This window comes from Pseudomonas sp. LBUM1662 (genome assembly GCF_059695915.1).
In genome coordinates this window covers 2,496,930-2,523,692 of the sequence record NZ_CP166793.1, presented here as the reverse complement: position 1 = coordinate 2,523,692, position 26,763 = coordinate 2,496,930, and the positions used below count along the sequence as shown (strand labels likewise).

At 59.4% G+C, this 26,763-nt stretch carries 30 protein-coding genes; 16 read left to right on the top strand and 14 right to left on the bottom strand.

Features of this window, described 5'->3' with window-relative positions:
- Positions 1–33 precede the first annotated feature (33 nt).
- Positions 34–1,761 (bottom strand): gamma-glutamyltransferase, encoded by a 1,728-nt coding sequence (gene ggt, locus ACA049_RS11420; protein WP_497335444.1) that lies wholly within the window; start codon positions 1,759–1,761, stop codon positions 34–36.
- A 149-nt stretch (positions 1,762–1,910) separates the two neighbouring features.
- Here ggt and ACA049_RS11415 point away from each other — a divergent pair, with 149 nt between their 5' ends.
- Entirely contained in the window at positions 1,911–2,426 is a 516-nt protein-coding gene (locus tag ACA049_RS11415) for a methylated-DNA--[protein]-cysteine S-methyltransferase (RefSeq protein ID WP_497335443.1), read from the top strand.
- 64 nt (positions 2,427–2,490) lie between these two features.
- Here ACA049_RS11415 and ACA049_RS11410 read toward each other — a convergent pair whose 3' ends face one another.
- The 3 genes from ACA049_RS11410 to ACA049_RS11400 form a co-directional block, all read right to left on the bottom strand.
- Positions 2,491–3,078: an NUDIX domain-containing protein gene (locus tag ACA049_RS11410; RefSeq protein WP_497317136.1), complete on the bottom strand. Its 588-nt coding sequence runs from the start codon at positions 3,076–3,078 to the stop codon at positions 2,491–2,493.
- Between the two features lie 203 nt (positions 3,079–3,281).
- On the bottom strand, positions 3,282–3,917 hold the full coding sequence (locus ACA049_RS11405; RefSeq protein WP_497335441.1) for a lytic polysaccharide monooxygenase auxiliary activity family 9 protein: 636 nt from the start codon (positions 3,915–3,917) through the stop codon (positions 3,282–3,284).
- 222 nt (positions 3,918–4,139) lie between these two features.
- Entirely contained in the window at positions 4,140–4,577 is a 438-nt protein-coding gene (locus tag ACA049_RS11400; RefSeq protein ID WP_497335439.1) for a hemerythrin domain-containing protein, read from the bottom strand.
- A 151-nt stretch (positions 4,578–4,728) separates the two neighbouring features.
- Between ACA049_RS11400 and ACA049_RS11395 the strand changes: the two genes are divergently transcribed.
- Positions 4,729–5,160, top strand: coding sequence for a GNAT family N-acetyltransferase (locus tag ACA049_RS11395; protein WP_497335437.1), 432 nt, complete (start codon positions 4,729–4,731; stop codon positions 5,158–5,160).
- Between the two features lie 143 nt (positions 5,161–5,303).
- Here ACA049_RS11395 and ACA049_RS11390 read toward each other — a convergent pair whose 3' ends face one another.
- Positions 5,304–5,654, bottom strand: a complete 351-nt coding sequence (locus ACA049_RS11390) for a hypothetical protein (protein ID WP_109629487.1) — start codon at positions 5,652–5,654, stop codon at positions 5,304–5,306.
- A gap of 162 nt (positions 5,655–5,816) precedes the next feature.
- Between ACA049_RS11390 and ACA049_RS11385 the strand changes: the two genes are divergently transcribed.
- From ACA049_RS11385 to ACA049_RS11345, 9 genes are all read left to right on the top strand, one after another.
- Positions 5,817–6,065 (top strand): hypothetical protein, encoded by a 249-nt coding sequence (locus tag ACA049_RS11385; RefSeq protein WP_497335435.1) that lies wholly within the window; start codon positions 5,817–5,819, stop codon positions 6,063–6,065.
- 21 nt (positions 6,066–6,086) lie between these two features.
- Positions 6,087–6,416, top strand: a complete 330-nt coding sequence (locus ACA049_RS11380; protein ID WP_497335433.1) for a DUF6388 family protein — start codon at positions 6,087–6,089, stop codon at positions 6,414–6,416.
- A gap of 35 nt (positions 6,417–6,451) precedes the next feature.
- Positions 6,452–7,156, top strand: a complete 705-nt coding sequence (locus tag ACA049_RS11375) for a YoaK family protein (RefSeq protein WP_497335431.1) — start codon at positions 6,452–6,454, stop codon at positions 7,154–7,156.
- 211 nt (positions 7,157–7,367) lie between these two features.
- Complete coding sequence (tusD, locus tag ACA049_RS11370) at positions 7,368–7,760, top strand: sulfurtransferase complex subunit TusD (protein WP_497335429.1); 393 nt, start codon at positions 7,368–7,370, stop codon at positions 7,758–7,760.
- 1 nt (position 7,761) lies between these two features.
- Positions 7,762–8,124, top strand: a complete 363-nt coding sequence (tusC, locus tag ACA049_RS11365) for a sulfurtransferase complex subunit TusC (protein ID WP_497335427.1) — start codon at positions 7,762–7,764, stop codon at positions 8,122–8,124.
- Positions 8,124–8,417, top strand: coding sequence for a sulfurtransferase complex subunit TusB (gene tusB / locus ACA049_RS11360; RefSeq protein ID WP_497335425.1), 294 nt, complete (start codon positions 8,124–8,126; stop codon positions 8,415–8,417). Before tusC ends, tusB begins: the two co-directional genes overlap by 1 nt.
- Positions 8,414–8,749: a TusE/DsrC/DsvC family sulfur relay protein gene (locus ACA049_RS11355; protein ID WP_497335423.1), complete on the top strand. Its 336-nt coding sequence runs from the start codon at positions 8,414–8,416 to the stop codon at positions 8,747–8,749. The genes tusB and ACA049_RS11355 overlap by 4 nt, the downstream gene beginning before the upstream one ends.
- Positions 8,746–9,747, top strand: coding sequence for a glycosyl transferase family protein (locus tag ACA049_RS11350; protein WP_497335421.1), 1,002 nt, complete (start codon positions 8,746–8,748; stop codon positions 9,745–9,747). The genes ACA049_RS11355 and ACA049_RS11350 overlap by 4 nt, the downstream gene beginning before the upstream one ends.
- A gap of 90 nt (positions 9,748–9,837) precedes the next feature.
- Entirely contained in the window at positions 9,838–10,845 is a 1,008-nt protein-coding gene (locus ACA049_RS11345; protein WP_497335419.1) for a glutathione S-transferase family protein, read from the top strand.
- 123 nt (positions 10,846–10,968) lie between these two features.
- Here the strand turns inward: ACA049_RS11345 and cysG are convergent, their stop codons facing one another.
- The 6 genes from cysG to ACA049_RS11315 form a co-directional block, all read right to left on the bottom strand.
- Positions 10,969–12,363, bottom strand: a complete 1,395-nt coding sequence (gene cysG, locus ACA049_RS11340) for a siroheme synthase CysG (RefSeq protein WP_497335417.1) — start codon at positions 12,361–12,363, stop codon at positions 10,969–10,971.
- The gene (serS, locus tag ACA049_RS11335) at positions 12,364–13,644 is read right to left on the bottom strand and encodes a serine--tRNA ligase (protein WP_497335415.1); all 1,281 of its coding nucleotides are present in this window, start codon (positions 13,642–13,644) and stop codon (positions 12,364–12,366) included.
- 15 nt (positions 13,645–13,659) lie between these two features.
- Positions 13,660–14,034, bottom strand: a complete 375-nt coding sequence (gene crcB, locus ACA049_RS11330) for a fluoride efflux transporter CrcB (RefSeq protein ID WP_497335413.1) — start codon at positions 14,032–14,034, stop codon at positions 13,660–13,662.
- Positions 14,034–15,356 carry a replication-associated recombination protein A gene (locus tag ACA049_RS11325; RefSeq protein WP_010458909.1) on the bottom strand — a complete coding sequence of 441 codons (1,323 nt, stop codon included), beginning with the start codon at positions 15,354–15,356 and terminating at the stop codon, positions 14,034–14,036. The genes crcB and ACA049_RS11325 overlap by 1 nt, the downstream gene beginning before the upstream one ends.
- Positions 15,357–15,494: 138 nt before the next feature.
- Positions 15,495–16,118: an outer membrane lipoprotein periplasmic chaperone LolA gene (gene lolA / locus ACA049_RS11320; RefSeq protein ID WP_007904916.1), complete on the bottom strand. Its 624-nt coding sequence runs from the start codon at positions 16,116–16,118 to the stop codon at positions 15,495–15,497.
- Between the two features lie 65 nt (positions 16,119–16,183).
- Entirely contained in the window at positions 16,184–18,592 is a 2,409-nt protein-coding gene (locus tag ACA049_RS11315) for a DNA translocase FtsK (protein ID WP_497335411.1), read from the bottom strand.
- 307 nt (positions 18,593–18,899) lie between these two features.
- Between ACA049_RS11315 and trxB the strand changes: the two genes are divergently transcribed.
- The 4 genes from trxB to infA all read left to right on the top strand — a co-directional run bounded on the left by trxB (position 18,900) and on the right by infA (position 21,688).
- Positions 18,900–19,859: a thioredoxin-disulfide reductase gene (gene trxB, locus ACA049_RS11310; RefSeq protein WP_497335409.1), complete on the top strand. Its 960-nt coding sequence runs from the start codon at positions 18,900–18,902 to the stop codon at positions 19,857–19,859.
- Positions 19,860–19,923: 64 nt separating this feature from the next.
- Positions 19,924–20,604 carry a leucyl/phenylalanyl-tRNA--protein transferase gene (gene aat / locus ACA049_RS11305; RefSeq protein WP_497335408.1) on the top strand — a complete coding sequence of 227 codons (681 nt, stop codon included), beginning with the start codon at positions 19,924–19,926 and terminating at the stop codon, positions 20,602–20,604.
- Positions 20,605–20,661: 57 nt separating this feature from the next.
- Complete coding sequence (locus ACA049_RS11300; protein ID WP_497335406.1) at positions 20,662–21,369, top strand: arginyltransferase; 708 nt, start codon at positions 20,662–20,664, stop codon at positions 21,367–21,369.
- 100 nt (positions 21,370–21,469) lie between these two features.
- The gene (gene infA / locus ACA049_RS11295; protein WP_002553999.1) at positions 21,470–21,688 is read left to right on the top strand and encodes a translation initiation factor IF-1; all 219 of its coding nucleotides are present in this window, start codon (positions 21,470–21,472) and stop codon (positions 21,686–21,688) included.
- A 236-nt stretch (positions 21,689–21,924) separates the two neighbouring features.
- On the opposite strand, the gene clpA is transcribed toward infA, so the two are convergent.
- Positions 21,925–24,195, bottom strand: a complete 2,271-nt coding sequence (gene clpA, locus ACA049_RS11290) for an ATP-dependent Clp protease ATP-binding subunit ClpA (RefSeq protein WP_007946437.1) — start codon at positions 24,193–24,195, stop codon at positions 21,925–21,927.
- Positions 24,196–24,225: 30 nt separating this feature from the next.
- Positions 24,226–24,609 carry an ATP-dependent Clp protease adapter ClpS gene (gene clpS, locus ACA049_RS11285; protein ID WP_010458899.1) on the bottom strand — a complete coding sequence of 128 codons (384 nt, stop codon included), beginning with the start codon at positions 24,607–24,609 and terminating at the stop codon, positions 24,226–24,228.
- Positions 24,610–24,834: 225 nt separating this feature from the next.
- Between clpS and ACA049_RS11280 the strand changes: the two genes are divergently transcribed.
- On the top strand, positions 24,835–25,116 hold the full coding sequence (locus tag ACA049_RS11280; RefSeq protein ID WP_497335404.1) for a cold shock domain-containing protein: 282 nt from the start codon (positions 24,835–24,837) through the stop codon (positions 25,114–25,116).
- Positions 25,117–25,209: 93 nt separating this feature from the next.
- Here the strand turns inward: ACA049_RS11280 and icd are convergent, their stop codons facing one another.
- Entirely contained in the window at positions 25,210–26,466 is a 1,257-nt protein-coding gene (gene icd, locus ACA049_RS11275) for an NADP-dependent isocitrate dehydrogenase (RefSeq protein ID WP_010458895.1), read from the bottom strand.
- Positions 26,467–26,763 lie beyond the last annotated feature (297 nt).

Genomic DNA, 26,763 nt, shown 5'->3' with positions numbered 1-26,763 from the left:
GAAAATAGATCTGTCCCCTTTGAAAAACAACCCTTAATAACCGAGCGATAGACCGGTATTCCTGCGCGGGTCATTGGCCCCATAGAAGCGATTCTTGCCCACCGGTTTGCCTTCCAGCGAAGGCGCGCCCACCAGGATCGCCGCCACATGGTTGGCATCCTGCGGCCCGGCAAACTTGTGCCCCCAGCTTTCGAGCATCTTCACCGTGTCCGGACTGGTGGTGAAGGTCTCCAGGTTGGTCTCTTCCGGCAGCCATTGCTGGTGGAAACGCGGTGCATCGACCGCTTCCTGGATGTTCATGCCGTAGTCGATCACGTTGAGGATGGTCAGCAAGGTGGCGGTGATAATGCGACTGCCGCCGGGGGTGCCGACGACCATCACAACCTTGCCGTCCTTGGTGACGATGGTCGGGCTCATGGACGACAGCGGTGCCTTGCCGGGCGCGATGGCGTTGGCTTCGCCTTGCACCAGGCCGTACATGTTGGGCACGCCGATTTTCGAGGTGAAGTCGTCCATTTCGTCGTTGAGGATGACCCCGGTTTTGCTGGCCATCACCCCGGCGCCGAACCAGTCGTTGAGGGTGTAGGTTACCGATACCGCGTTGCCCCATTTGTCGACGATGGAGTAATGCGTGGTGTTGCTGCCTTCATGGGGGGCTACACCGGGTTTGAGTTCGCTGGATACGGCGGCCTTTTTCGGATCAATCGCGGCGCGAATTTTGGTCGCGTAGTTCTTGTCCAGCAGGTGCGCGATCGGATTTTTCACGAAGTCCGGGTCGCCGAGGTAGCTGTTGCGGTCCACGTACGCGTGGCGCATCGCTTCGATCTGGTAATGCATGCCCTGGGCCGAGCGGTAGCCCAGGTCTTTCATCGGGTAGCCGTCGAGTATGTTCATGATCTCGCAGATCACCACGCCACCGGAGCTTGGCGGCGGTGCCGAGACCACGTGATAACCCCGGTAGTCGCACTCGATGGGTGCCAGTTCGCGGGTCTTGTATTTGTCGAGGTCGGCCTGGGTGATGATGCCCTTGTTGGCCTGGCTGGAGGTGACAATGGCGTCGGCCACCCAGCCTTTGTAGAAACCGTCTTCACCCTTCTCGGAAATTTCCCGCAGGGTTTTCGCCAGATCCTTCTGCACCAGTTTTTGCCCGACTTGCATCGGCTCGCCATTGCTCAGGAAGATCGCACCGGAATCCTTGATGTCCTTCTTGAACACGTCGGTGGCGTATTCCAGCAATTCGACATCGCCCTGTTCCAGCACGAATCCGTCTTCGGCGAGCTTGATCGCCGGGGCGATCACTTCCTTGCGGGGTTTGGTGCCGTATTTCTTCAGCGCCAGTTCCATGCCGGACACGGTGCCTGGCACGCCAACGGCCAGGTGGCCACGGGTACTCAGGTCCGGCACGACATTGCCCTCTTTATCGAGGTACATGTTGGCCGTGGCGGCCAAGGGCGCTTTTTCGCGGAAATCAAGGAACGTCTTGCGCCCGTCCGCCAGTTGAACGGTCATGAAACCGCCACCACCCAGGTTACCCGCCGCGGGATAGACCACCGCCAGCGCATAACCCACCGCGACCGCGGCATCGACGGCGTTGCCGCCGTTCTTGAGTACGTCGACGCCCACATGGGAGGCCAGATGCTGGGCCGTGACGACCATGCCGTTTTCGGCCGCAACCGGGGCTACCGAGGCCGCGTATGCACTGAGGCAGCTGAGCGCCAAGGAGGTCGCAATCAGCGATTTGGCAAAAGGTTCGAACTTCATGAGTCGGTCTCTTTTTGTTTTTAGGCTCTGTTTAAAAACGGAGGAAACGTTTCAAAGCAGAGGCAAGTATGGCTGGGATTACGTATTGCGCCTCCTCGTCGAGACAGTATGCTTGGCCTCTGTTCAGCCCTTGCGCGGAGTTCGCCGGCATGACCTACACCTTCACCACCCTGGCGTCTCCGGTCGGCGAGCTGAAGCTGGTCGCAAAAGATTCAAGACTGGCAGCCATCCTCTGGGAAAACGACAAACCGAACCGCGTACGGCTCGGGCCGATGACTGAAGCGGCGGACAACCCGATCCTCGTGCGCGCCGTGAAACAGTTGCAGGAATACTTCGCCGGCACGCGGAATCGCTTCGAGCTGGAGCTTGATTTTGCCGGGACGGATTTTCAGAAAAAGGTGTGGCAGGCGCTGCTGACCATTCCGTTTGGCGAGACGCGCAGTTACAGCGAAATCGCCGAGCAGATTGGCAATCCGAGTGCGGTCCGGGCGGTGGGCGCGGCGAATGGCAAGAACCCGATCTCGATTGTCGCGCCGTGTCATCGGGTGATTGGGGCGTCGGGGAAGTTGACAGGGTTTGCGGGTGGGCTTGAGGCGAAGGAGCGGTTGTTGACGCTGGAGGGGTGCGAGTGGTCCGGGGCCAGTCGAACGGGCGAGCTATTCTGACTGACCAAAACACCTGTAGCAGCTGTCGAGCCCCGCGAGGCAGCTGCTACAGGGCACGCGTTGTTCAGATGAAGATATTTTTCATCGCCGCATACTGCAACAACATGATGGTCTTCGCGTCGCAGATCTCCCCGCGATAAAACGCCTCAAGCGCCTCGTCGAATGTCCACTCCAGCACTTCGAGTTCTTCAGTCTCTTCTTCCAGCCCGCCACCCTCGCTGACTTTCGACGCGGCGTCATATTCGGCGATGAAGAAGTGCAGTTTTTCGGTCACCGAGCCTGGGCTCATGTAGGCCTCGAAGACCTTTTGCACGTGGTGAACGCGATAGCCGGTTTCCTCTTCGGCTTCGGCGCGGATGCGTTCTTCAGGTGCCGCACCTTCGAGCAGCCCCGCCGCCACTTCAATCAGCAAACCATCGTGGCCGTTGACGAACACCGGCAACCGAAACTGACGCGTCAGGACGACGGTCCTTTTCTCGCGATTGAACAACAGAATCGCCACGCCATTGCCACGGTCGTACACCTCGCGAGTCTGGCGCTGCCAGTCGCCGTTATTACGCAGGTAGTCGAAGGTGATTTTCTTCAGCAGGTACCAGTCGTGGGACAACACCTGGGATTCAATGATGTTGACCCTTTCGGCTGTGTTCGCCATCACAACGCATCCTTTTTTCGTCAGAAGATCCCCATGGTAGGCGAAAACCAAAAAGCCCGGCATCTCTGCCGGGCGTCTTTTTTACTGCTGGCTGGCGACGTCAGGCACCGCGCGCTCTTCTTCGTGGGAAGCGAGCTGTTTGCCATTGATCAACGGCCCATAACGACGGCTGAACTCCCGTGTGGGGGATTAACGCTGCGGGATTACTTGAAGTCCACGTCGAACGCTTGGTAGAAGGCGTTGCCGGTGTTGGCCACGATCCACATCAGCACGATGACGTGATGGCCTTTTTTGTTGCCCGGCAATTTCACTTCGTGGTTGACCTTGGCCTTCATCTCAGCGGAATGGCTGTAGTACGGCACCTGGGTGTAGAAGTCGTCAAAGAACGATTTCGGCTCCAGTTGCGCACGGTTGATGCGCTGTTTCGGGTTCCAGCCATCCTTGGTGATGAACCAGCTGTAGCCGCGGGTCACGTGGGGCGCGGTGTATTCCCAGGTGACCTTGAAGGTCTGGCCCGGATCGACATTCAGCAAAGGCCAGGTGAATGGTCGGCCGAGCTTGAGGCTCATTTCTTCGTTGGTGAAGTTGATGCAGTCACGGGCATCCGTCTTGCCACCGCTGAGGATGTTGCCATCGGCGGGTGGCGTGACACTGTCGCTGTCGGTTTGATACGGCGCCGCAAATGGCCCCGCCGTCAGCGACGGGAAGTTCTTGCCGCCTTCCATTTCGTTGACTTGCCAGTTACCCAGCAGCCCCAGCTCGACGGCGACCGCACCGCGGCTGGAGGGGGACGTGACACGACCGTGTCGAAGTTGGGGTTGAGTCTGAGGCTGGTTCATTTTTATCACTCCGTTGATTTAAGAACTCTCCTTCCTGAGGAGAGGCCTCCAACCTAACGGAGCTGGTTTTTTTGTCCATCGACCCGATGACTGCTTCGGGAGACGCTGACCGGCCAATAGCCCGATAATACTGGATATATAACCAGTGTATTGAGCCAAGTCCTACGCCCCTTGTCGTAGAAGGATTACACCGCTAGCCAGCAATCGGGGACATTGCCCAGCCTAGGAAAGCTGCGCCTTGTATTCCTTTTCGTATTGTCCGGCCAGGGTCTCTTTTTGCTTGTCGTCGAGCAGCTTGCCGGCCATCTGGAAGAACTTCTGCTCTTCCTCCTTCAAGTGGTGATGGACCTTCTCGGACAGCTTCTTGGCGGTCGCCAGCCAGGCCGGGCTGGACATGTCCGTCTCATCCAGTTCTTCCATCATCTCGTCCATCTCGTGGTGTTCGGAGATGGCGTGGCGGCTGAGATCGACGCCATTGTCGAACTCCATCAGCGGGATATAGAAGTGGCGTTCTTCGGCGGTTTCGTGGGCCTGTAGTTCGGACTTGAGCTGTTTGTAAGCCTCGACCCGCTCCGGGGTGTCGCCGCTGGTCTTGATCAGTGCGTCGGCATAGGTGCGCTGGCGGTCGTGACTTTCACGCAGGGCTTCAAAAATATTCACGGGGTGATCCTCATTGGCCGCGTTCTGGAATGACGCTGTTTAGGCTAGACATCCGGGCGCGAGCGAGGGTTCCACCTGAAGCGCTGGAACTGCGGCTGCTTGGCGCGATAGGCTTGGGCCTGTTTTTTCCAAAGCCATAAGGATGTAGCGGATGACCCTGCGTATTGAACAGTCGCTGAACCCCACGGATGAAGAACGGCAAGCAATCCTGCTGCCCTTGCGTGCCTATAACGCCTCAAAGGCCGGTGTCTCGACGCAGGAGACATTTGCCTTGCTGGTGCGTGACGACAACGGCGAGATCCTCGGCGGGCTCTACGGTCGAGTGTTTTACCAATGGATGTTTATCGACTTGCTCTCGGTGCCTGAACAGGCCCGGGGAAAAGGCCTGGGCTCTAAGCTGATGCAGATGGCCGAAGACTTGGCACGGGAAAAGGAATGCGTCGGGGTATGGCTCGATACCTTCGACTTCCAGGCGCCGGATTTCTACAAAAAACTGGGTTATAGCGAGTTGGGGCAGATTGCCGACTATCCGCCGGGGCATAAGCGCCTCTTTTTCCAGAAGCGCCTGATCAACGACGTCTAAAACTGCTCATATGATCCACACCAAACCCCTGTGGGAGCGGGCTTGCTCGCGAATGCGGTGTGTCAGACACCATTGATGTCGACTGACACGGCCTCTTCGCGAGCAAGCCCGCTCCCACAGGGGGTATTGCGTCAGCCTTCAGATCAGAGGCAGGTCGCGAGCGCCGCCAGGCGGCGCTTGGCCACAAAGTCGTCCTGCTGCGCGTAGTAACTCAACACGGTACCGGAAGCATCAGTGGTCACGTCGACAAAGGACTCCGCCGAACGCGTGTAGACAGTGGACCCACCCTTCTCACCCGGCTGCAAATACGCGCCGGCATCGACGCCGAACACCGCTTCGTCCTGCCAGGAAAACTGCACGCACTGGGCGACGACTTTTTCCGGTTTGTCCGAGTTCAGGGTTTTGTACGGGGCTTTGGTGCGGGCATCGTTCATCACCGAGCCGGCGCATCCCGCCAGCAACGTTGCGGCCAGCGCCACCATCAGAATTCGCATTGTGTTCGCTCATCAAGAAAAAGCGGACTGTATCACCGTGGCACGGCGTATCGTTCTGCTTTACTTCATTTATACCGCGACACCGAGTGACGATTCGCGCACCCTGTCGCGCCATTAACGTCGCATCGCCCATTTTTTCGGGCTCATTTTTCTGGAAAGGCCATGACCCCCAACGCCGAGTTTTACAAACCGACCGCCGAATACGCGGACAAGCTGATCAGCCAGATCGGTCAGACGCCGTCCTGGATCGCCAAGCGAATTGGCGTCACCGACAAACGAATCCGTTACATCCTCGACGGCGAACGCACCGTCAAAGGCGAAACCACGCCGATCCAGATGACCTACCCCGAGCAGTTTGCCCTCGAGTGCCTGGCCGCTGCGGCCAAGGCCAGCAAGAAGCAAACTTCGTAACCCCAGCCTCAAGGAGCGACCATGGCGGCAACCGAACAGCAACACGAACAGGCGCTGAAGAAGTTTCTCGATGAGCGCCCTGAACTGCGCAATGAACTCGACAACCTCAACCCGCTGTTGGCTCAGGCCAAGGGCGAGACCGCAGCGCAGTATCGCGAGGAGCGCTTGCATGAGGCCTTCGAAGCCGAAGCCGAGCGCCTGGGTCTGTTTGCCTGGGAGCTGACACTGCAACTGACCGCCGCGACGGCCGAGGACTATCAGGCTCAACGCCTGGAAGTGCACAAGGAAGTGGCCGAGATGGCCGGGATGGACTGGCTGGAGTATTGCGAGTTATATGGTTTGACCAAGTGACCGTGACGGTCGCTGCCTGAGGACGACTTTCGCCGATGTTGCCATCCCTCTCGACTTCTCGCGCCAGTCCGGGCCACCTGCATATCCAGAAATGGCGCGGACGCGTCGGCATGTCGCTGGTAGCCGCCCTCTCGGTGCTTGCCGGCATGACCGACGCCATTGGCTTCATGGCCAGCGGCGATTTTGTTTCTTTCATGAGCGGCAACACCACCCGCCTTGCCGTGGCCATCAGCGACGGCGATCTCGGGCTGACACTGCGCCTGTTGATTCTCGTCGCCACGTTCATCGTCGGTAATGCCTTGGGCATTGTCGTCAGCCGCCTCGGTGGCCGCCGGGCGCTGCCCTTGCTGCTGTGCATCGCGATGCTGCTCTGCGGCGCCGCAGCCTGGCCTTATGACGACCAATTGCCCGCGCTGCTGGCGGCAATCATCGCCATGGGCATGCTCAATGCGGCCGTGGAAGAAGTGAATGGCCTGCCGGTTGGCCTCACCTACGTCACCGGCGCCCTGTCGCGCTTTGGCCGTGGGCTGGGGCGGTGGATGCTCGGTGAGCGGCGCAATGGCTGGCGGGTTCAGTTGATTCCCTGGACCGGGATGTTTGCCGGTGCGGTACTGGGCGCGGTGCTGGAACATCACCTTGGGCTCAAGGCGTTGTTTGTCAGCGGGTTGCTGGCCGGGGCGATCGGGTTGCTGTCGCTGAAGATTCCGCGGCGTTGGCAGTTGGGTTATATGCCGCGTTAGATCCAACATTTCAGTTGCCCGGTAGTCCGCTTTCGCGAGCAAGCCCGCTCCCACAGGGTTCTGTGGTGGATTTCAATGTTCTGTACGACGCAAATCCCTTGTGGGAGCGGGCTTGCTCGCGAAGGGGGCGACTCGGTGTCCGGAAAAACCCCCTTCGCCGCCCCGCCGATAAAGCTTTATCATGGCCACAGTTTTGCTGATCGAGTCCGTCATGAAGTTCGCCATCGCGCTGTTTTCCGCCGCCCATGCGCCCTCCTCGCGCCGTGCCTTGCTGTTTGCCCAGGCTGCGCTGGCCGGCGGGCATGAGATTGTCCGACTGTTTTTCTATCAGGACGGTGTCTACAACGCGTCCGGTAGCGTGGTCACCCCGCAGGATGAGCTGGACCTGCCCAAACAATGGCGCAACTTTGTCACCGAGCATCAGCTGGACGGCGTCGTGTGCATCGCCGCCGCTCTGCGCCGTGGCGTGTTGAACGCAGAGGAAGCCGGGCGCTATCAGCGTGACGCCGCTTCCGTGGGCGCGCCGTGGGAATTGTCCGGCCTCGGCCAGTTGCATGACGCGGTGCAAGACGCTGACCGCCTGATCTGTTTCGGAGGCGCGTGAGATGGCTAAATCCCTATTGATCATCAGCCGTCAGGCCCCGTGGTCCGGGCCGAGCGCTCGGGAAGCGCTGGACATCGTGTTGGCCGGTGGCGCGTTCGACCTGCCGATCGGTTTGCTGTTTCTCGATGACGGCGTATTCCAGCTCGCCGCGAAACAGGACGCCAGGGCGCTGCAACAGAAAGACCTGAGCGCCAACCTGCAAGCGCTGCCGATGTTCGGTGTTGAAGATCTGTTCGTCTGTGGCGAAAGCGCTGCCGAACGGGGTCTGGACCTCAACGGTCGCTCGCTTGAAGAAGCCCAGGTGCTGGCCGCCCAGGAAATCACTGCACTCATTGACCGTTACGACCAGGTGATCACCCTCTGATGTCGACTTTGCATGTGTTGTCTCATTCCCCGTTCGGCGATGACCGCCTGACCAGTTGCCTGCGCGTGATCGGCACGAACGATGCGCTGCTGCTGACAGGCGACGCCGTGTATGCGTTGCAGCCGGGCACCGCGCCGTTCAACGCGCTGAAGGCTCGCCCGTTGAAACTGTTCGTACTGGCCGAAGACGCCCAGGCTCGCGCGCTGGAGGTTTCTGACGTCGCCAAGGCCATCGATTACCCAGCCTTCGTCGAGCTGTCGATTCAGTACGACAAGGTCAACAGTTGGCTATGAATTCCCTGACCGTCGGCGCACGCGCCATCGAATTGGACAAGGACGGCTTCCTGGTCGAACTGAGTGACTGGTCGAATGAGGTTGCCACTGCGCTTGCCGCCGCCGAAGACATTGAGCTGAGTCCCGACCACTGGGAAGTCCTCGAATTGCTGCGCAGCTTCTACGCAGAATTCCAGCTGTCCCCGGCCACCCGCCCGCTGATCAAGTACACCGCGTTGAAGCTCGGCCCGGAAAAAGGCAACAGCCTGCACCTGAATAAACTGTTCAAAGGCACCCCTGCCAAACTCGCCGCGAAACTGGCGGGCCTGCCCAAACCGACGAATTGCTTATGACCGACTTTCCAGCGTTGACCCTCGAAACGCCCGCCGAACACCCGTTCGCCCAGTTCGTGCGCATCCTCGGCAAAGGCAAGCGTGGCGCCCGTGACCTGACTCGGGCCGAAGCGCGGGAAGCCATGGGCATGGTGCTCGACGACACGGTCGAGGACACCCAGCTCGGCGCCTTCCTGATGCTGTTGCGGCACAAGGAAGAAAGCGCCGAGGAAATGGCCGGTTTCACCGAAGCCTTGCGCGAGCGTCTTAATCCGCCCGCGATGGCGGTGGATCTGGACTGGCCGACGTATGCCGGCAAGAAGCGTCATCTGCCGTGGTACTTGCTGGCGGCCAAGTGCCTGGCGCAGAACGGTGTGCGCATCTTCATGCACGGCGGCGGCGCGCACACGGCAGGTCGGCTGTACAGCGAGCAATTGCTGGACGGGTTGAACATACCGCTGTGCCGCGACTGGCAGCAGGTCGGCACGGCACTCGATAACGGTGGCCTGGCGTTCATGCCGCTGGTGGATTGGGCGCCGCAACTTCAGCGCATGATCGACCTGCGCAACACCTTGGGCCTGCGCTCGCCGATCCATTCCCTCACCCGCATCCTCAATCCGCTGGGCGCTCGCTGTGGCCTGCAAAGCATTTTCCACCCCGGCTACCAGGCGGTGCATCGCGACGCCAGCGGCTTGCTCGGCGACACCGCGATTGTGGTCAAGGGCGATGGCGGCGAAATCGAGATCAACCCGGACGCCGACAGCCACTTGTACGGCACGACCGGCGGCGAAAGCTGGGATGAGGAATGGCCGCAGTTGTCGAGCCAGCGCCACGTCAAACCCGCCTCGCTCGATCCTGAACACTTGAAAGCGGTCTGGCGCGGTGATGTGGTCGACAGCTACCCGCAAATGGCCTTGATCTCGACCATGGCCCTCGCGTTGCGTGGCCTAGGTCAGTCCCGCGAAAAAGCCTTCGAAACTGCCCAGCAATATTGGGATGCCCGGGACAGATCGATTTAACCGATCATAACCCCCGAACCTTTGCGCTATTTTATCGAACCTATGCGAATAGACTCCTCTCCAACGCTTATCGGTTGAGGAGTCTTGAACATGGGTTTGTTAGTTGAAGGTCGCTGGCATGACCAGTGGTACGAAAGCAGCAAAGACGGCGCGTTCCAGCGTGAACAGGCGCAACGTCGCCACTGGCTGACCGCCGACGGCAAACCCGGCCCCACGGGTGTCGGTGGTTTTGCGGCCGAGGCCGGTCGCTATCATCTCTATGTGTCCCTCGCCTGTCCGTGGGCGCATCGCACGCTGATCCTGCGCAAACTCAAAGGCCTCGAAAGCCTGATTGACGTCTCGGTGGTCAGTTGGCTGATGCTGGAAAACGGCTGGACCTTCGACCAGAACCTCGGATCGACCGGCGACAAGCTCGATCATTTCGATTTCATGCACCAGCGTTACACCGCCGATACCGCCGACTACACCGGCCGTGTCACCGTGCCGGTACTCTGGGACAAACAGCAGAATCGCATCGTCAACAATGAATCGGCGGAGATCATCCGCATGTTCAATAGCGCCTTTGACGACCTGACCGGTAATGATCTGGATTTCTACCCGGCGCCCCTGCGCGGTGAGATCGATGCGTTGAACGAGCGGATTTACCCGGCCGTGAACAACGGCGTTTATCGCGCCGGGTTTGCCACGTCACAGCAGGCGTATGAAGAAGCGTTCGATGATGTGTTTGCCGAACTGGATCGACTGGAGCTGCTGTTGGGCGCCAATCGGTACCTGGCCGGCGAGTACCTGACCGAAGCTGATATTCGCCTGTTCACCACGCTGATTCGCTTTGATGCGGTGTATCACGGCCACTTCAAGTGCAACCTGCGGCGGATCGCCGATTATCCAAATCTGTCGAACTGGCTGCGGGAGATTTATCAATGGCCAGGGATTGCCGAGACGGTGGATTTTCAGCACATCAAAAATCACTACTACGGCAGCCACAAGACCATCAACCCGACGGGGGTTGTGCCGAAAGGGCCGGCGCAGGATTTCACGGCACCGCATGATCGGGCGCGGTTGAGTGGGAAAGGGGTTTGGCGTAAGAACAACGCCTGATTTGAGCCCTATATCGATTTTGAGGGCCTCTTCGCGGGCAAGCCTCGCTCCTACAGATTGCGTGTTGTGTGAACACATAACCTGTAGGAGCGAGGCTTGCCCGCGAAGGGGTCGACTCGGTCTCTAGACCTGCGCCTGAGCCCCTTCAAACCACGCCAGTTTCTCGCGCAACTGCACCACTTCCCCAACGATCACCAACGTCGGCGCATGCACTTCATGCTCCGCCACCAGTCGAGGAAGATCAGCCAGCGTGCCAGTAAACACCCGCTGATTAACCGTGGTGCCCTGCTGAATCAACGCCGCCGGGGTGTCCGCCCCGCGACCGTGCTTGATCAACTGCTCGCAGATGATCGGCAAGCCCACCAACCCCATGTAAAACACCAGGGTTTGCGCCGGCGCGACCAGGTCGGCCCACGGCAAATCGGTGGAACCGTCCTTCAAATGCCCGGTGACAAATCGCACCGACTGCGCGTAATCACGGTGGGTCAACGGAATCCCGGCGTACGCCGCGCAACCGCTGGCGGCCGTGATGCCTGGCACGACCTGGAACGGGATGCCATGGGCCGCCAGTTCTTCGATCTCTTCACCACCGCGACCGAAGATGAACGGATCACCGCCCTTCAATCGCACGACCCGCTTGCCCTGCTTGGCCAGATCCACCAATTGCTGATTGATCTGATCCTGCGGCACGGCGTGATCGGCGCGACGCTTGCCGACATAAACCCGCTCGGCATCGCGACGGCACAAATCCAGAATCGCCGGGGCGACCAGACGGTCATACAGCACCACATCGGCTTGCTGCATCAGGCGCAAGGCGCGGAAGGTCAGCAAGTCGGGATCACCCGGCCCTGCGCCTACCAAATAGACTTCTCCGGTGGCGACAGGCGCTTCACCGTTGATTTTCGCCAGCATCAAGCGCTCGGCTTCGGCGCCCTGCCCGGCCAGTTGCCGGTCGGCAATCGGGCCCTGGAATACATCTTCCCAGAACGCCCGACGCTGCTGCACATCCGGAAACAGGCGTTTGACCTGGCTGCGAAAACGCGCCGCCAGACCGGCCAGTTGACCGTAGGTGGAAGGAATCCAGGTTTCCAGCTTGGCGCGGATCAGCCGCGCCAGCACCGGCGCATCGCCGCCGCTGGACACCGCAATAATCAAGGGAGAACGGTCGACGATCGCCGGGAAGATCACGCTGCACAAGGCTGGCGCATCCACCACATTGACCGGCACGCAACGCCGATGGGCGTCGGCGGAAACTTGCGCGTTCAGCGGTTCGTCGTCGGTGGCGGCGATGATCAGCCCGCAACCGTCCAGGTCCGCTTCGACGTAGCCACGCACCAGACACTCGCCACCGCTGCCGACAACCAATTCGCGCAGCTGCGGTTCGATTTCAGGTGCAACCACCCGCAGCAGCGCACCGGCTTCGGCCAGCAGGCGGGATTTGCGCAAGGCAATCTCCCCCCCGCCGACGACCAACACACGACTGCCGCGAAGGTTATGAAACAGCGGCAGATAGTCCATTTAGCCGATGACCTCAAGGCCACCCATGTACGGTTTCAGCACGTCTGGCACACGGATCGAACCGTCGGCCTGCTGGTAGTTTTCCAGCACCGCCACCAGCGTACGACCGACCGCCAGGCCGGAACCATTGAGGGTGTGAACCAGTTCAGGCTTGCCGGTTTCCGGGTTGCGGAAACGCGCTTGCATGCGACGGGCCTGGAAGTCGCCGCAGTTGGAGCACGACGAAATCTCGCGGTACTTGTCCTGGCTCGGGATCCACACTTCCAGATCGTAGGTCTTGACCGCGCTGAAGCCCATGTCGCCGGTGCACAGTGCAATCGTGCGATAAGGCAGTTCCAGCAGTTGCAGGACTTTCTCGGCGTTGGCGGTCAGGCCTTCCAGCGCGTCCATCGAGGTCGACGGCTCAACGATCTGGACCATTTCGACCTTGTCGAACTGGTGCTGGCGGATCATGCCGCGGGTATCGCGACCCGAGGCACCGGCTTCACTGCGGAAGCACGGGGTGTGGGCGACGAACTTGATCGGCAGCAGTTTCGAATCGACGATCTCGCCGGCCACGATGTTGGTCAGCGACACTTCAGCGGTCGGGATCAGGTACAGATCGGCTTCGCCTTCGCGGCTGATCTTGAACAGGTCTTCTTCGAACTTCGGCAGCTGACCGGTGCCTTGCAGCGCAGGCGCCTGGACCAGATACGGCGTGTAAGCCTCTTCGTAACCGTGTTCGCTGGTGTGCAGGTTGATCATGAACTGCGCCAGGGCGCGGTGCATACGGGCGATCGGGCCGCGCAACAGAGCAAAACGCGCGCCGGACAGCTTGGCGGCGGTTTCGAAGTCCAGCCAGCCGAACTTCTCGCCCAGGGCCACGTGATCCTGAACCGGGAAATCGAAAGCGGTCGGGGTACCCCAGCGGCGCACTTCGACGTTGCCGTCTTCGTCATCACCGATCGGCACGGATTCGTGCGGCAGGTTCGGGATACCCAGCAGGATCGAATCCAGATCGGTCTGGATCGCGTCCAGCTCGACTTTACCGGCGCTCAACTCGTTCGCCATGCGCTCGACGTCAGCCATCAGCGGCGCGATGTCTTCGCCACGCTGCTTGGCCTGGCCGATGGATTTGGAGCGCGCATTACGTTCAGCCTGCAGTGCTTCGGTGCGGGTCTGGACGGTCTTGCGCTGTTCTTCCAGCGCTTCGATGCGCGCAACATCCAGCGTGTAGCCACGGGATGCCAGGCGGTCCGCTACGTCCTGAAGGTTGCTACGTAACAGTTTGGAATCGAGCATGTCGGTCTCTCGTTATCAAAGTTTGGTCAAGGACAGGCCAGCCCAGGTCGCGAGCAGCCCTCCGAATACGCTGATGGCAGCATAGCCCAGGGCTAGCGGCATCTGCCCGGTTTCCAGCAGGCGCACCGTATCCAGTGAAAAGGATGAAAAAGTCGTCAGCCCCCCGAGGAAGCCGACCATCAACCCGGCGCGCACCTCGATCGGCACCTCCGGGCGTATCAAAAACAGACCGTATAGAACGCCGATCAGCAAACAGCCGACGATATTAACGGCCAGCGTCGCGGTATAGAAGTGCCGCGGCCAATTAGCGTTGACCCAATTACCGGCGGCAAAGCGCAACAGTGTTCCGGCGACACCGCCGATAGATACCGCAATGACCAGAGGAATCACTATTTTCTCCGCTGCCGGGGGCTTAGACGGTCAAGTTGTGCGAGATGATTGAGCTTTTCGCCGATCTTCAGCTCCAGGCCACGGGGCACCGGCTGATAGAACGGCTGTGGCTCGAGTTCTTCCGGGAAATAGTCTTCGCCGGCAGCGTATGCATCCGGCTCATCGTGGGCGTAACGGTATTCATCGCCGTAACCCAATTGCTTCATCAGCTTGGTCGGCGCATTGCGCAGGTGCAACGGCACCTCCAGCGAACCGTGTTCGGTGGCGCTGCGCATCGCGGCTTTGAAGCCCATGTACACCGCGTTGCTTTTCGGCGCGCAAGCCAGATAGGTGATGGCCTGGGCCACCGCCAATTCGCCTTCAGGGCTGCCGAGGCGCTCCTGCACTTCCCACGCCGCCAGGCACAGGCTCAGGGCACGCGGGTCGGCGTTGCCGATGTCTTCGCTGGCCATGCGCACCACGCGCCGGGCCAGGTACAGCGGATCGCAACCGCCGTCGATCATCCGCGCGAACCAGTACAGCGCGCCGTCTGGATTGGAGCCGCGCACCGATTTATGCAGCGCGGAAATCTGGTCGTAAAACGCTTCGCCGCCCTTGTCGAAACGCCGACGAGTATCGCCGAGCAGACTTTGCAGCAGATCGATGCCGATCTCACTGTTGTCTTCGGCCAGGTCGGAAGCGTTTTCCAACAGGTTGAGCAGACGCCGGCCATCGCCATCCGCAGCGGACAACAGCATCTGGAAGCCTTCATCGCTGAGGGTCAGTTGCCGTTTCCCCAAGCCACGCTCTTCGGTCAGCGCGCGATGCACCAGTTTGCGCAGGGCCGCTTCGTCGAGACTCTTGAGCACGTAGACACGCGCCCGCGAGAGCAAGGCGTTGTTGAGTTCGAAGGAGGGATTTTCCGTGGTCGCGCCGATGAAAATCAGCGTGCCGTCTTCAACGTACGGCAGGAATGCGTCCTGCTGCGACTTGTTGAAGCGATGCACTTCATCGACGAACAGGATGGTGCGCTTGCCGTACTGGCCGGCCTGCTGCTTGGCGATTTCCACCGCCTGACGGATTTCCTTCACGCCGGCCAGTACCGCCGAGACCGTTTCGAAGTGCGCATCCGAGACTTCCGCGAGCAACCGCGCCAGGGTGGTCTTGCCCACACCCGGCGGGCCCCAGAAGATCATCGAGTGCAGGGCACCCTGCTCCAGCGCCTCGCGCAAAGGCTTGCCGCGAGCGAGCAGATGTTCCTGACCGACGTACTCGTCCAGATTGGCAGCGCGCAGGCGTGCGGCCAAAGGTTGAGCTATCGGGGCACTGCGAAACAGGTCCATCACTGCTTATGAAACCTCACTGATTCTTTATCCCCCTGTAGGAGCGAAGCTTGCTCGCGAAAGCGGTTCCAGACGGCATTGACGGCGACTGACCCAGCGCTTTCGCGAGCAAGCTTCGCTCCTACAGGGTTTTGCGGTTTATTCCTGGATCACGTCGGCACCCTTGGGGATGTCGAACTTGAACTTGGACGCCGGGATCGGCTCGTTGGCCTTCACGCCGGTAAACAGGATGTTGGTGCGCTGACCGACGCTGTCGATCAGTTGCATGTCATTGACCAGGCCATTGCGGAACGACAGACGCAGGCTGTCGAACAGGGTGTCCTTGGTTTTCGGCTTCAAGGTGAAGTCGATCACGCCGCCGGCTTCCTTGGCGCTGATGTCGAAGCTCTGGCTGATCTTCGACACGTCACCGGACAACAGCAGCGCCGGGGTCTGGGTCAGGCGCTGGTCGAGGGTCTTGATGGTGACCTGCTCCAGATCCGGGTCCCACAGGGACACCTTCTTGCCATCGGAAACCATCAACTGCTCTTGCGGTGCGTCGGTGTGCCAGTAAAACAGGCCAGGACGCTGCAGGGACATTTGCCCGGCCGTTTCCTGCAACTGGGTGCCGCTGCCATCCAGCGTCAGCTGAGAGAAGCGTGCAGTCAGGGTCTGGGATTTTTCCAGCAGTTGGGTCAGACGCGCCACGTCCTTGTCATCGGCGTGGGCCGAGAGCGTGGTCAAAGCCAGTACCGGCAGCAACAGCATGCGGATAAGACGCATGGGAGTCCTCTTAACATTCGTGGGAGTTCGGACGGCGCGTCACTGCGCCATCCTTTCAAATCAAATCAGTCGCGTACCGGGCCGGGCGCCAGGACTTCACGCGAACCGTTGGTATTCATGGACGTCACGACCCCGGCCATTTCCATGGCTTCGATCATGCGCGCGGCGCGGTTGTAGCCGATTTTCAACTTACGCTGGACCGCAGAGATGGACGCACGACGGCTTTCCAGGACGAACTGCACCGCTTCGTCGTAAAGCGCATCGGATTCGCTGTCTTCGTCGCCACCGCCACTGCCGCCGTCGAAACCGCTACCGGCCTCTTCTACACCGGCCAGGATCTCGTCGTTGTATTCCGGGGCGCCGCGCAGCTTCCAGGCTTCAACCACCCGGTGAACCTCGTCATCGGACACGAACGCACCATGGACACGGATCGGCAGGCTGGTGCCCGGCGGCATGTAGAGCATGTCACCGTGACCCAGCAGTTGCTCGGCGCCGCCCTGGTCGATGATGGTCCGGGAGTCGATCTTGCTCGACACCTGGAACGCCATTCGCGTCGGAATGTTGGCCTTGATCAGACCGGTGATCACGTCAACCGACGGACGCTGGGTCGCGAGGATCAAGTGGATACCGGCCGCACGGGCCTTCTGGGCGATACGGGCGATCAGCTCTTCAACCTTCTTGCCGACGATCATCATCATGTCGGCGAATTCGTCGACCACCACGACGATGGTCGGCAGCTTGGTCAGCAACGGCGCTTCGTCGTGAATGCTTTCGCGTTTGTACAAAGGGTCCGTCAGCGGCGTACCGGCGTCCTGGGCTTCCTTGACCTTGGCATTGAAGCCCGACAGGTTTCGTACGCCCATCTTCGCCATCAGTTTGTAGCGACGCTCCATCTCCGCCACGCTCCAGCGCAGGGCGTTGGCCGCGTCCTTCATGTCGGTAACGACCGGGCACAGCAAGTGCGGAATGCCTTCGTAGATCGACAGCTCGAGCATTTTCGGGTCGATCATGATCAGCTTGGCGTCTTCCGGGCCGGACTTGAACAGGATCGACAGGATCATCGCGTTCACACCCACCGACTTACCGGAACCGGTCGTACCGGCCACCAGCAAGTGAGGCATTTTCGCCAGGTCGGTGATGACCGGTTTGCCGCCGATGTCGTGGCCCAGGGCCAGGGTGACCGGCGACTTGAAGTTGTCGTATTCGGGCGTCGATAGCACTTCGGAGAAACGCACGATCTGGCGGTCTTCGTTGGGAATCTCGATACCAACGGTGGTCTTGCCCGGAATCACTTCCACCACACGCACGCTGGTCACGGCCAGGGAACGCGCCAAGTCTTTCGCCAGGTTGGAGATGCGGCTGACTTTGACGCCGGCGGCCGGCTGGATTTCGTAACGGGTAATGACCGGGCCCGGGTGAATCGAATCCACCGAGACTTCGACGCCGAATTCCTTGAGCTTGATTTCCAGCAGATGACCGACGGCGGCCAGCGACTCCGGGGAATAATTGAGTTGTTTCTTCTCGGCCGGGTCGAGAATCGAGATCGGCGGCAAGGTGCCTTCGACGGCGCTGTCGACGAACAACGGCGCCTGTTTCTCTTTCTCCACGCGCTTGCTCGGTGCTGCCGGCTTGGGCGGTGCTGGCGCGATGACGGGCGGCACCTGCTTTTCGCGCTCCGACATGTGCTTGCTCAGGGCTTGCTCACGTTCGATCAGGCGTTCCTTGACCTTGGCTTGCTCGCGCTTGTCCGTCACCGTCGGAGCGACCACGTCATGCACACGGTCATCGACTTCACGCAACTGCGCAACCAGTTGTTTGCGCTCGACACGGGCGGCCCACCAGCGATTGGCCGCGCCCTGGAACAGCTCGAACAGGTCGAGGGTGATCTTGCCGGTGACGTCCATCACCTTGAACCACGACAGGTCGGTGAACACGGTCAGGCCGAACAGGAACAGCGCGATGAACAACAGTGTGCTGCCCTGAATGTTCAGCGCATTCCTGGCCAGGTCGCCAAGGCTTTCGCCCAGCGCGCCGCCGGCACCGGCTGGCAGACCGGTCGCTGCATGGAAATGGATATGCGCCAAAGCAGCGCCCGACAGCACCAGAAACACCAGGCCGATCAGGCGCCAGGAGAACAGCCAGCCGCTCCACTGCCACTGTTCGTGGCGCTGGCGGAAGATCTGATAAGCCTTGATCGCCAGCAACAGCGGGAAGATGTAGGCGAAGTAACCCAGCACCATGAACAGGATGTCGGCGCTGTAGGAGCCGACCGGGCCGCCGAAGTTCTGCACGTCGTCGATCTTGCTGTTATGGCTCCAGCCCGGATCGTCCTTGCCGTAGGTCAACAAGGCCATCATCAGGAACAGGCACAGGCCGCCGATGGCGATCAATGCACCTTCCTTGAGCCGGTAATGCAAATGCTGGCGCCAAAGTGGAACGACGGCTGGTTTAGGTGCTGCGGTGGATTTCTTCAAAACGCTTCTTTTCCTGCGCCCTGGGCGCGTCCATCTGTTGAATGACTATAAAAAACTGCCCAATCCAGGCAGGTAAAAAAGTTAACACGCGCAACTGGGACTACTTTTAACACTGCACCCCGGTTTTTATAAACACGGTACGTACAGCTTATTTTGTTTCAACCACTGTTACAGACGGCATTGTACGGGTTTGTTCGCCCGATGCCATGCTTGAAGCCCTTCGGTGTAGCATAGCCAAAAGCACGTTACGCACGTTTCAATTTGAGCATGCATTCTCTTTTGTGACAAAGGCTTATGAGGTGTTTTTATGAGCGAACCGAAGCATTCCCGCCTGATCATTCTGGGTTCCGGCCCTGCCGGATACAGCGCAGCCGTTTATGCCGCCCGCGCCAACCTCAAACCCGTTGTCATCACCGGCATACAGGCAGGTGGCCAGCTGACCACCACCGTCGAAGTCGATAACTGGCCCGGCGACGTCGAAGGCCTCACCGGGCCGGTGCTGATGGAACGCATGCAAAAACACGCCGAGCGCTTTGCCACTGAGATCGTTTACGACCACATCCACACAGCCAAGTTGCAACAGCGCCCGTTCGAGCTGATCGGCGATGGTGACACTTACACGTGCGACGCCCTGATTATCGCCACCGGCGCTTCCGCGCAGTACTTGGGGTTGCCGTCGGAGGAAGCCTTTGCCGGCCGTGGGGTTTCAGCCTGCGCCACGTGCGACGGCTTCTTTTATCGCAATCAAGTGGTCGCCGTAGTTGGCGGTGGCAACACAGCGGTTGAAGAAGCGTTGTACCTGTCGAACATCGCCAAGGAAGTCCACCTGATTCACCGGCGCGACAAGTTGCGCTCGGAGAAGATTCTTCAGGACAAACTCTTCGAAAAAGCCGCCAACGGCAATATCCGCCTGCACTGGAATCAGAACCTCGATGAAGTGCTGGGTGATGCCAGCGGCGTGACCGGCGCTCGTCTGCGCGACAGCAACACGGGAGAAACCCGTGAATTGGCGCTGGCCGGCGTGTTCATCGCCATCGGCCACAAGCCCAATACCGACCTGTTCGAGGGCCAGCTGAAAATGCGTGACGGCTATCTGCTGGTCAAGGGCGGCAGCGAAGGCAATGCCACGGCCACCGAGATCCCGGGCGTATTTGCCGCCGGCGACGTGGCCGACCACGTTTACCGCCAGGCCGTAACCTCCGCCGGGGCTGGCTGCATGGCCGCGCTGGACGCCGAGAAATACCTCGACGACATTCCCGTCGTTTGACGGCACACTTTACGGCGGGCCTTCCAGCCCGCCACCGCCCTCCCCTTCTGCAAGCCCGGATGCCATGCTGACTTGGTTACAACGCAACACCCTGACGTTCCCGCCGCTGGAAAAAGCCATGCGCGATCCCAACGGACTGTTGGCCGCGGGTGGCGATCTGTCCGCCGATCGTCTGATTCAGGCTTATCGCCACGGCTGCTTTCCCTGGTTCTCGGAGGGCCAGCCGATTCTTTGGTGGTCGCCGGATCCGCGTACTGTGTTATTTCCCGACGAACTGCATGTCTCACGCAGTTTGAATAAATTGCTGCGCCAGCAACGCTATCAAGTGACCTTCGATCAGGATTTTGCCTCGGTGATCAGCGCCTGCGCCGCCCCCCGGGACTATGCCGACGGCACCTGGATCACCGAGGCGATGCAGACGGCTTACCTCGAACTGCACAAGCGTGGTTACGCGCATTCCGTGGAGGTTTGGGATGATGGCGTGCTGGTCGGCGGACTGTATGGCCTGGCGATGGGTCAGCTGTTTTTTGGCGAATCGATGTTCAGCCGCGCCGACAACGCCTCGAAGTATGGCTTTGCCACGCTGGTGCGACATCTGAAAGACTCGGGCTTTGTGCTGATCGACTGCCAGATGCCGACCGACCATCTGCACAGTCTGGGTGCAAGGGCGATCCCACGACGGGAGTTTGCCAGCTACCTTGCGCAGCATCTGGATCAACCCAGCCGCGCCACCTGGGTTTGCTGAGCGACATTCGCGCACGTGGCTTACACTTAATGCAAAAGCTTATCCCGAGGGTTGATCATGACCGAGTTGGCGCGTTTGAAGTTCTATGCCACTCAGCCCCACTCTTGCAGTTATCTGCCCGAGGAGCAGGCCACAACGCTGTTCCTCGACCCTAGTCAGCCCATGGATGTGCATGTCTACGCAGACCTGTCTGAAATGGGTTTCCGTCGCAGCGGCGATCATCTCTACCGGCCGCATTGCCAGAATTGCAATGCGTGCGTGCCGGCACGCATCCCCGTGGCGCAATTTACCCCCAACCGTCAGCAGAAACGCATTTTCAAACGCAACGCCGACCTGCAAGTACGCCCGGCCCGGCCGAAATTCAGTGAAGAGTATTTCGACCTCTACCAGCGCTACATCGAACAGCGTCACGCCGATGGCGATATGTATCCGCCGAGTCGCGACCAGTTTTCGACGTTCCTGGTGCGTGACCTGCCGTTCTCGCGCTTTTACGAATTCCGTCTCGAAGGCCGGTTGCTGGCGGTGGCCGTGACCGACTTGCTGCCGAACGGTCTGTCGGCGGTTTACACCTTCTACGAGCCCGATGAAGAACGCCGCAGCCTGGGTCGCTACGCGATCCTCTGGCAAATCGCCGAGGCCCAGCGCCTTGGGCTGGAAGCCGTCTACCTCGGCTACTGGATCAAAAACTGCAAAAAGATGAGCTACAAGACGCAATATCGGCCTATCGAACTGCTGATTAATCAGCGCTGGGTCATCCTGAACTAGAACCCCTTGGCTTAAACCCCATTTTTCGGGCACAATGCACGCCGCTTTTGCCTGGCGCAGTTGCACCGGGCCATTCATTGGACACCGAGGGCTTTACTGCATGTCGAAAGAAGACAGCTTCGAAATGGAAGGCACTGTCGTCGACACCCTGCCCAACACCATGTTTCGTGTGGAGTTGGAAAATGGGCACGTCGTAACCGCGCATATCTCCGGCAAGATGCGCAAGAACTACATTCGTATTCTTACCGGTGACAAAGTGCGCGTCGAGCTGACGCCCTATGACTTGAGCAAAGGGCGCATCACTTACCGCGCTCGCTAATCAAGTCAATACAAAACGCCCGGTTATGCCGGGCGTTTTTGTTTGCCTGCGATTTGAGCAGCTCACCGAACTAATGTGGGAGCGGGCTTGCTCGCGAATGCGGTAGCACATTCAACGCTGATGCAAGCTGACCCACCGCATTCGCGAGCAAGCCCGCTCCCACAGGGGATCGCAGTGCATCTGGCAGACAGCAAAAAGGCGCCTTTCGGCGCCTTTTGCTTTTGTCGCGTTTAACGTCAGGCCATTTCAGCCGTGGTTTCGAACTCGAAGGTCAGCTCGCCATCCTTGAGGTCGATGTGAACCACACCGCCATGGTCGGCCAGTTCGCCAAACAGGATCTCTTCCGCCAGCGGACGCTTGATCTTGTCCTGGATCAAACGCGCCATTGGTCGAGCACCCATCGCCGAGTCGTAGCCACCGGCTGCCAGCCAGCTTCGCGCAGCGTCGGTCACTTCCAGTTGCACGCGCTTGTCTTCCAACTGCGCCTGAAGCTCGGTAAGGAACTTGTCCACCACGCTTTTGATGACCTCATGGCTGAGGCGACCAAACTGGATAATGGTGTCCAGACGGTTGCGGAACTCCGGCGTGAAGCTCTTCTTGATCACTTCCATCGCATCGGACGAGTGGTCCTGATGGGTGAAACCGATCGAAGCGCGAGCCGCTGTTTCGGCACCGGCGTTGGTCGTCATGATGACGATCACGTTACGGAAATCCGCCTTGCGCCCGTTGTTATCGGTCAGCGTCCCGTGGTCCATGACCTGCAGCAGCAGGTTGAAGACTTCCGGATGCGCCTTCTCGATTTCATCGAGCAACAGCACGCAGTGAGGCTGCTTGGTGATGGCTTCGGTCAGCAGACCGCCCTGATCGAACCCGACATAGCCTGGAGGCGCACCGATCAGACGCGAGACGGTGTGGCGCTCCATGTACTCGGACATGTCGAAACGAACCAGCTCGATGCCCAAGGCCTTGGCCAGCTGACGCGCCGCTTCGGTTTTACCGACACCGGTAGGACCTGCGAACAGGAACGAACCGACAGGCTTGTCAGGCGACTTGAGGCCGGCACGGGACAGTTTGATCGCGGTCGACAGCGAGTCGATGGCGGCATCCTGGCCAAATACGGTCAGCTTCAGGTCACGCTCAAGGTTGCGCAGCAGCTCTTTGTCGGAGCTGGTGACATGCTTGGGCGGAATCCGCGCGATTTTCGCAACGATGTCCTCGACCTGAGGCACTTCGATGCGTTTCACGCGTTTCTCGATTGGCTGCAGACGCTGGTAGGCGCCCGCCTCGTCGATGACGTCGATGGCTTTGTCCGGCATGTGCCGGTCATTGATGTAGCGCGACGCCAGTTCAGCAGCGGCACGCAACGCTTCATCGCTGTATTCGATGTTGTGGTGCGCTTCGAAACGACCTTTCAGGCCGCGCAGGATGCCAATGGTGTCTTCCACCGAAGGCTCCGACACGTCGACCTTCTGGAAGCGCCGGGCCAAGGCACGGTCCTTCTCGAAGATCCCGCGGAATTCCTGGAACGTGGTCGATCCGATGCAACGGATATCGCCCGACGACAGCAGCGGCTTGAGCAGGTTCGAGGCATCCATGACGCCACCGGACGCGGCACCCGCACCGATGATGGTATGGATTTCGTCGATGAACAGGATCGCCTGCGGACGTTTTTTCAGTTCATTGAGCAACGCCTTGAAGCGTTTCTCGAAATCGCCACGGTATTTGGTCCCGGCCAGCAAGGCGCCCAAGTCGAGGGAGTACACCACGCTGTTGGCCAGCAAGTCCGGCACCTGGTTGTCGACAATACGTTTGGCCAGGCCTTCGGCAATCGCGGTTTTACCCACGCCCGCCTCGCCCACCAGCAGCGGATTGTTTTTGCGACGACGCGCCAGGATCTGCGCGACACGCTCGACTTCCAGCTCACGGCCTACCAACGGATCGATACGACCCTGGCGCGCGAGTTCGTTGAGGTTGCTGGCATAAGCATCCAGAGGATTGCCTGAAGAAGAAGACTCACCGCCCTCGTCGTCCTGCATATCTTGCTCACCTTCAGAGTGATCGCCATGCCCCGGCACTTTGGAAATGCCATGGGCGATGTAGTTGACGACATCGATGCGCGCAACGCTCTGCTGTTTCAGCAGGAACACTGCCTGACTCTCTTGCTCACTGAAGATGGCGACCAGCACGTTAGCACCAGTCACTTCGCGTTTGCCCGAGCTCTGTACGTGGAAAACAGCACGCTGCAGTACACGCTGGAAGCCCAGGGTTGGCTGGGTTTCGCGATCCTCGTCATGGACAGGGATCAATGGCGTGGTGGAGTCGATGAACTCCTGCAGATCGTGCTTGAGTTTGTCGAGGTTTGCGCCGCAGGCACGCAAAACGGTGGCGGCAGCCTCATTGTCCAATAGGGCCAGCAGGAGGTGTTCGACGGTCATGAATTCATGACGCTTCGATCTGGCCTCCTTGAAGGCAAGATTGAGGGTGACTTCGAGCTCGCGGTTTAACATAGCTTCACCTCATACCCAAGTGGTCGGCGATTAACCGTCCTTCTCGATTTCACAGAGTAGCGGATGCTGGCTTTCCCTGGCGTACTGGTTGACCTGCATGGCCTTAGTCTCGGCGATGTCGCGGGTAAACACTCCACATACTGCCCGTCCTTCTGTGTGGACGGCCAGCATGACCTTGGTCGCCAGCTCCCGATTCAGGTTAAAAAACACCTCGAGCACTTCGACGACGAAATCCATCGGTGTGTAGTCATCATTGAACAAAACCACCTTGTACATCGGTGGCGCCTGTAATGCAGGCTTTGCTTCCTGAACAGCAATGCCTGCGGAATCGTCGTCGTGAGGCTCCGGGTGATCTTTTTGGAGAGCCGGGCGATCCTGATTGAATGTTAGTCGAATCTGGCTGATTGCATGCATGGAAAGAAAGGTTCGTCAGTTGTGCAAATACAGTGGTGGGGGCGGCTATGGACGATTTCAACTCCGACCGCCCGGTCACCTTGACTATCGGGAAAACGGTGTTACAACCAATAGAGCCCACAGTGGGTAAAAAAGGTCCGCGGAGTCAATCTTATTTCCAGGATTAGACTGCGGATGTACTGGATGATACTCCAGTGATGGAGTCTGTTGCAGAGGGATATGGGTATGTCAGTCGGCAAGGTGAAATGGTTCAACAATGCCAAGGGGTTCGGTTTCATTAACACCGACGCCAGAGAAGGTCGTGACGAGGACGGTCATCTTATTGATTTCTTTGCCCACTATTCGGCCATCGAAATGGACGGGTACAAGACCCTCAAGGCCGGGCAAATCGTAAGCTTCAATATCGTCCAGGGCCCCAAAGGGTTGCACGCAGTGAAGATCGGCTCTGCCCCTTCCGTCGGTGAACAGAGCGCACCCGTCACCAAACAGGAAACAGTGTCGACCTGACGCAACCGATCATCCAGTCATAAAAAAACCGCCCGACTCAATCACTTGAGTCGGGCGGTTTTTGTCGTGCGTGAACCCGCTTACATGTGCGGCTTACATATGCGAGATCAGCGCATCACCAAACGCCGAAGAAGACAGCAGTTTCGCGCCTTCCATCAAACGGTGGAAATCATAGGTCACGGTCTTGGCCGAAATCGCGCCGTTGGTGCCCTTGATGATCAGATCAGCCGCTTCGGTCCAGCCCATGTGGCGCAGCATCATCTCGGCGGAGAGGATCAGCGAACCCGGGTTGACCTGGTCCTTGCCGGCGTATTTCGGCGCAGTACCGTGGGTCGCTTCGAACATGGCAATGGTGTCGGACAGGTTGGCACCTGGCGCGATACCGATACCGCCCACTTCCGCCGCCAAAGCGTCAGAGAGGTAGTCGCCGTTCAGGTTCAGGGTCGCGATCACATCGTATTCGGCCGGGCGCAGCAGGATCTGCTGGAGCATGGCGTCGGCGATGGCGTCCTTGACGATGACGTTCTTGCCGGTTTTCGGGTTCTTGAACTGCATCCACGGACCGCCGTCGAGCAGGGTCGCGCCGAACTCTTCAGCGGCCACTTCGTAGGCCCATTCCTTGAAGGCACCTTCGGTGAACTTCATGATGTTGCCTTTGTGCACGATGGTCAGCGAGTCGCGGTCGTTGTCGACCACATACTGCAGCGCTTTTCGCGCCAGACGCTTGGTGCCTTGCAGCGAAACCGGCTTGATGCCGATACCGCAGTTTTCGTCGAAACGGATCTTGGTGACGCCCATTTCATCTTTCAGGAACTTGATGACTTTGGTCGCTTCCGGCGAACCGGCTTTCCATTCGATACCGGCGTAGATGTCTTCCGAGTTCTCACGGAAGATCGTCATGTCGACGTCGCCTGGCTTCTTGACCGGGCTAGGCACGCCTTCGAACCAGCGCACAGGGCGCAGGCACACATAAAGATCGAGTTGCTGACGCAGGGCCACGTTCAGGGAACGGATGCCGCCGCCGACCGGGGTGGTCAGAGGGCCCTTGATGGAAACCACGTAATCTTTAACTGCGTCCAGGGTTTCCTGAGGTAGCCAGGTGTCCTGATCGTAAACCTGAGTCGCTTTCTCCCCGGCGTAGACTTCCATCCAGGAAATTTTGCGCTCGCCGCCGTAAGCCTTCTTAACAGCAGCATCGACAACCTTGATCATGACCGGGCTGATATCAACGCCAATACCATCACCTTCGATGAAGGGGATGATCGGGTTGTTAGGAACATTGAGAGAATGGTCCGCGTTGACGGTGATTTTGTCGCCGACTGCTGGAACCTGAATCTTCTTGTATCCCATGCTGAACTCCATTGTTTGGATTGAACATCTGGCTTCGTTCGAGCGTACCCCAGTTAAATCGGCACGCAAACCCTATGTTCCAACCATCTGCCGCAAAGCTGCACAGTTCGCGACGTACAAGCCTGAAAGCAAAGGGAAAAGCGCCAAACTCAAGCACGGTGCAAGACTCTACGCCCCACTCGCCCCTGCGACCTTTAGACCAATGGACGAGAATCGTTACGTATGAAGCATCGGCAGATTGCCAGCTACCTATGTATAATGCCGCCCGCTGACCACAGAGTCACGACGGCCAACCTC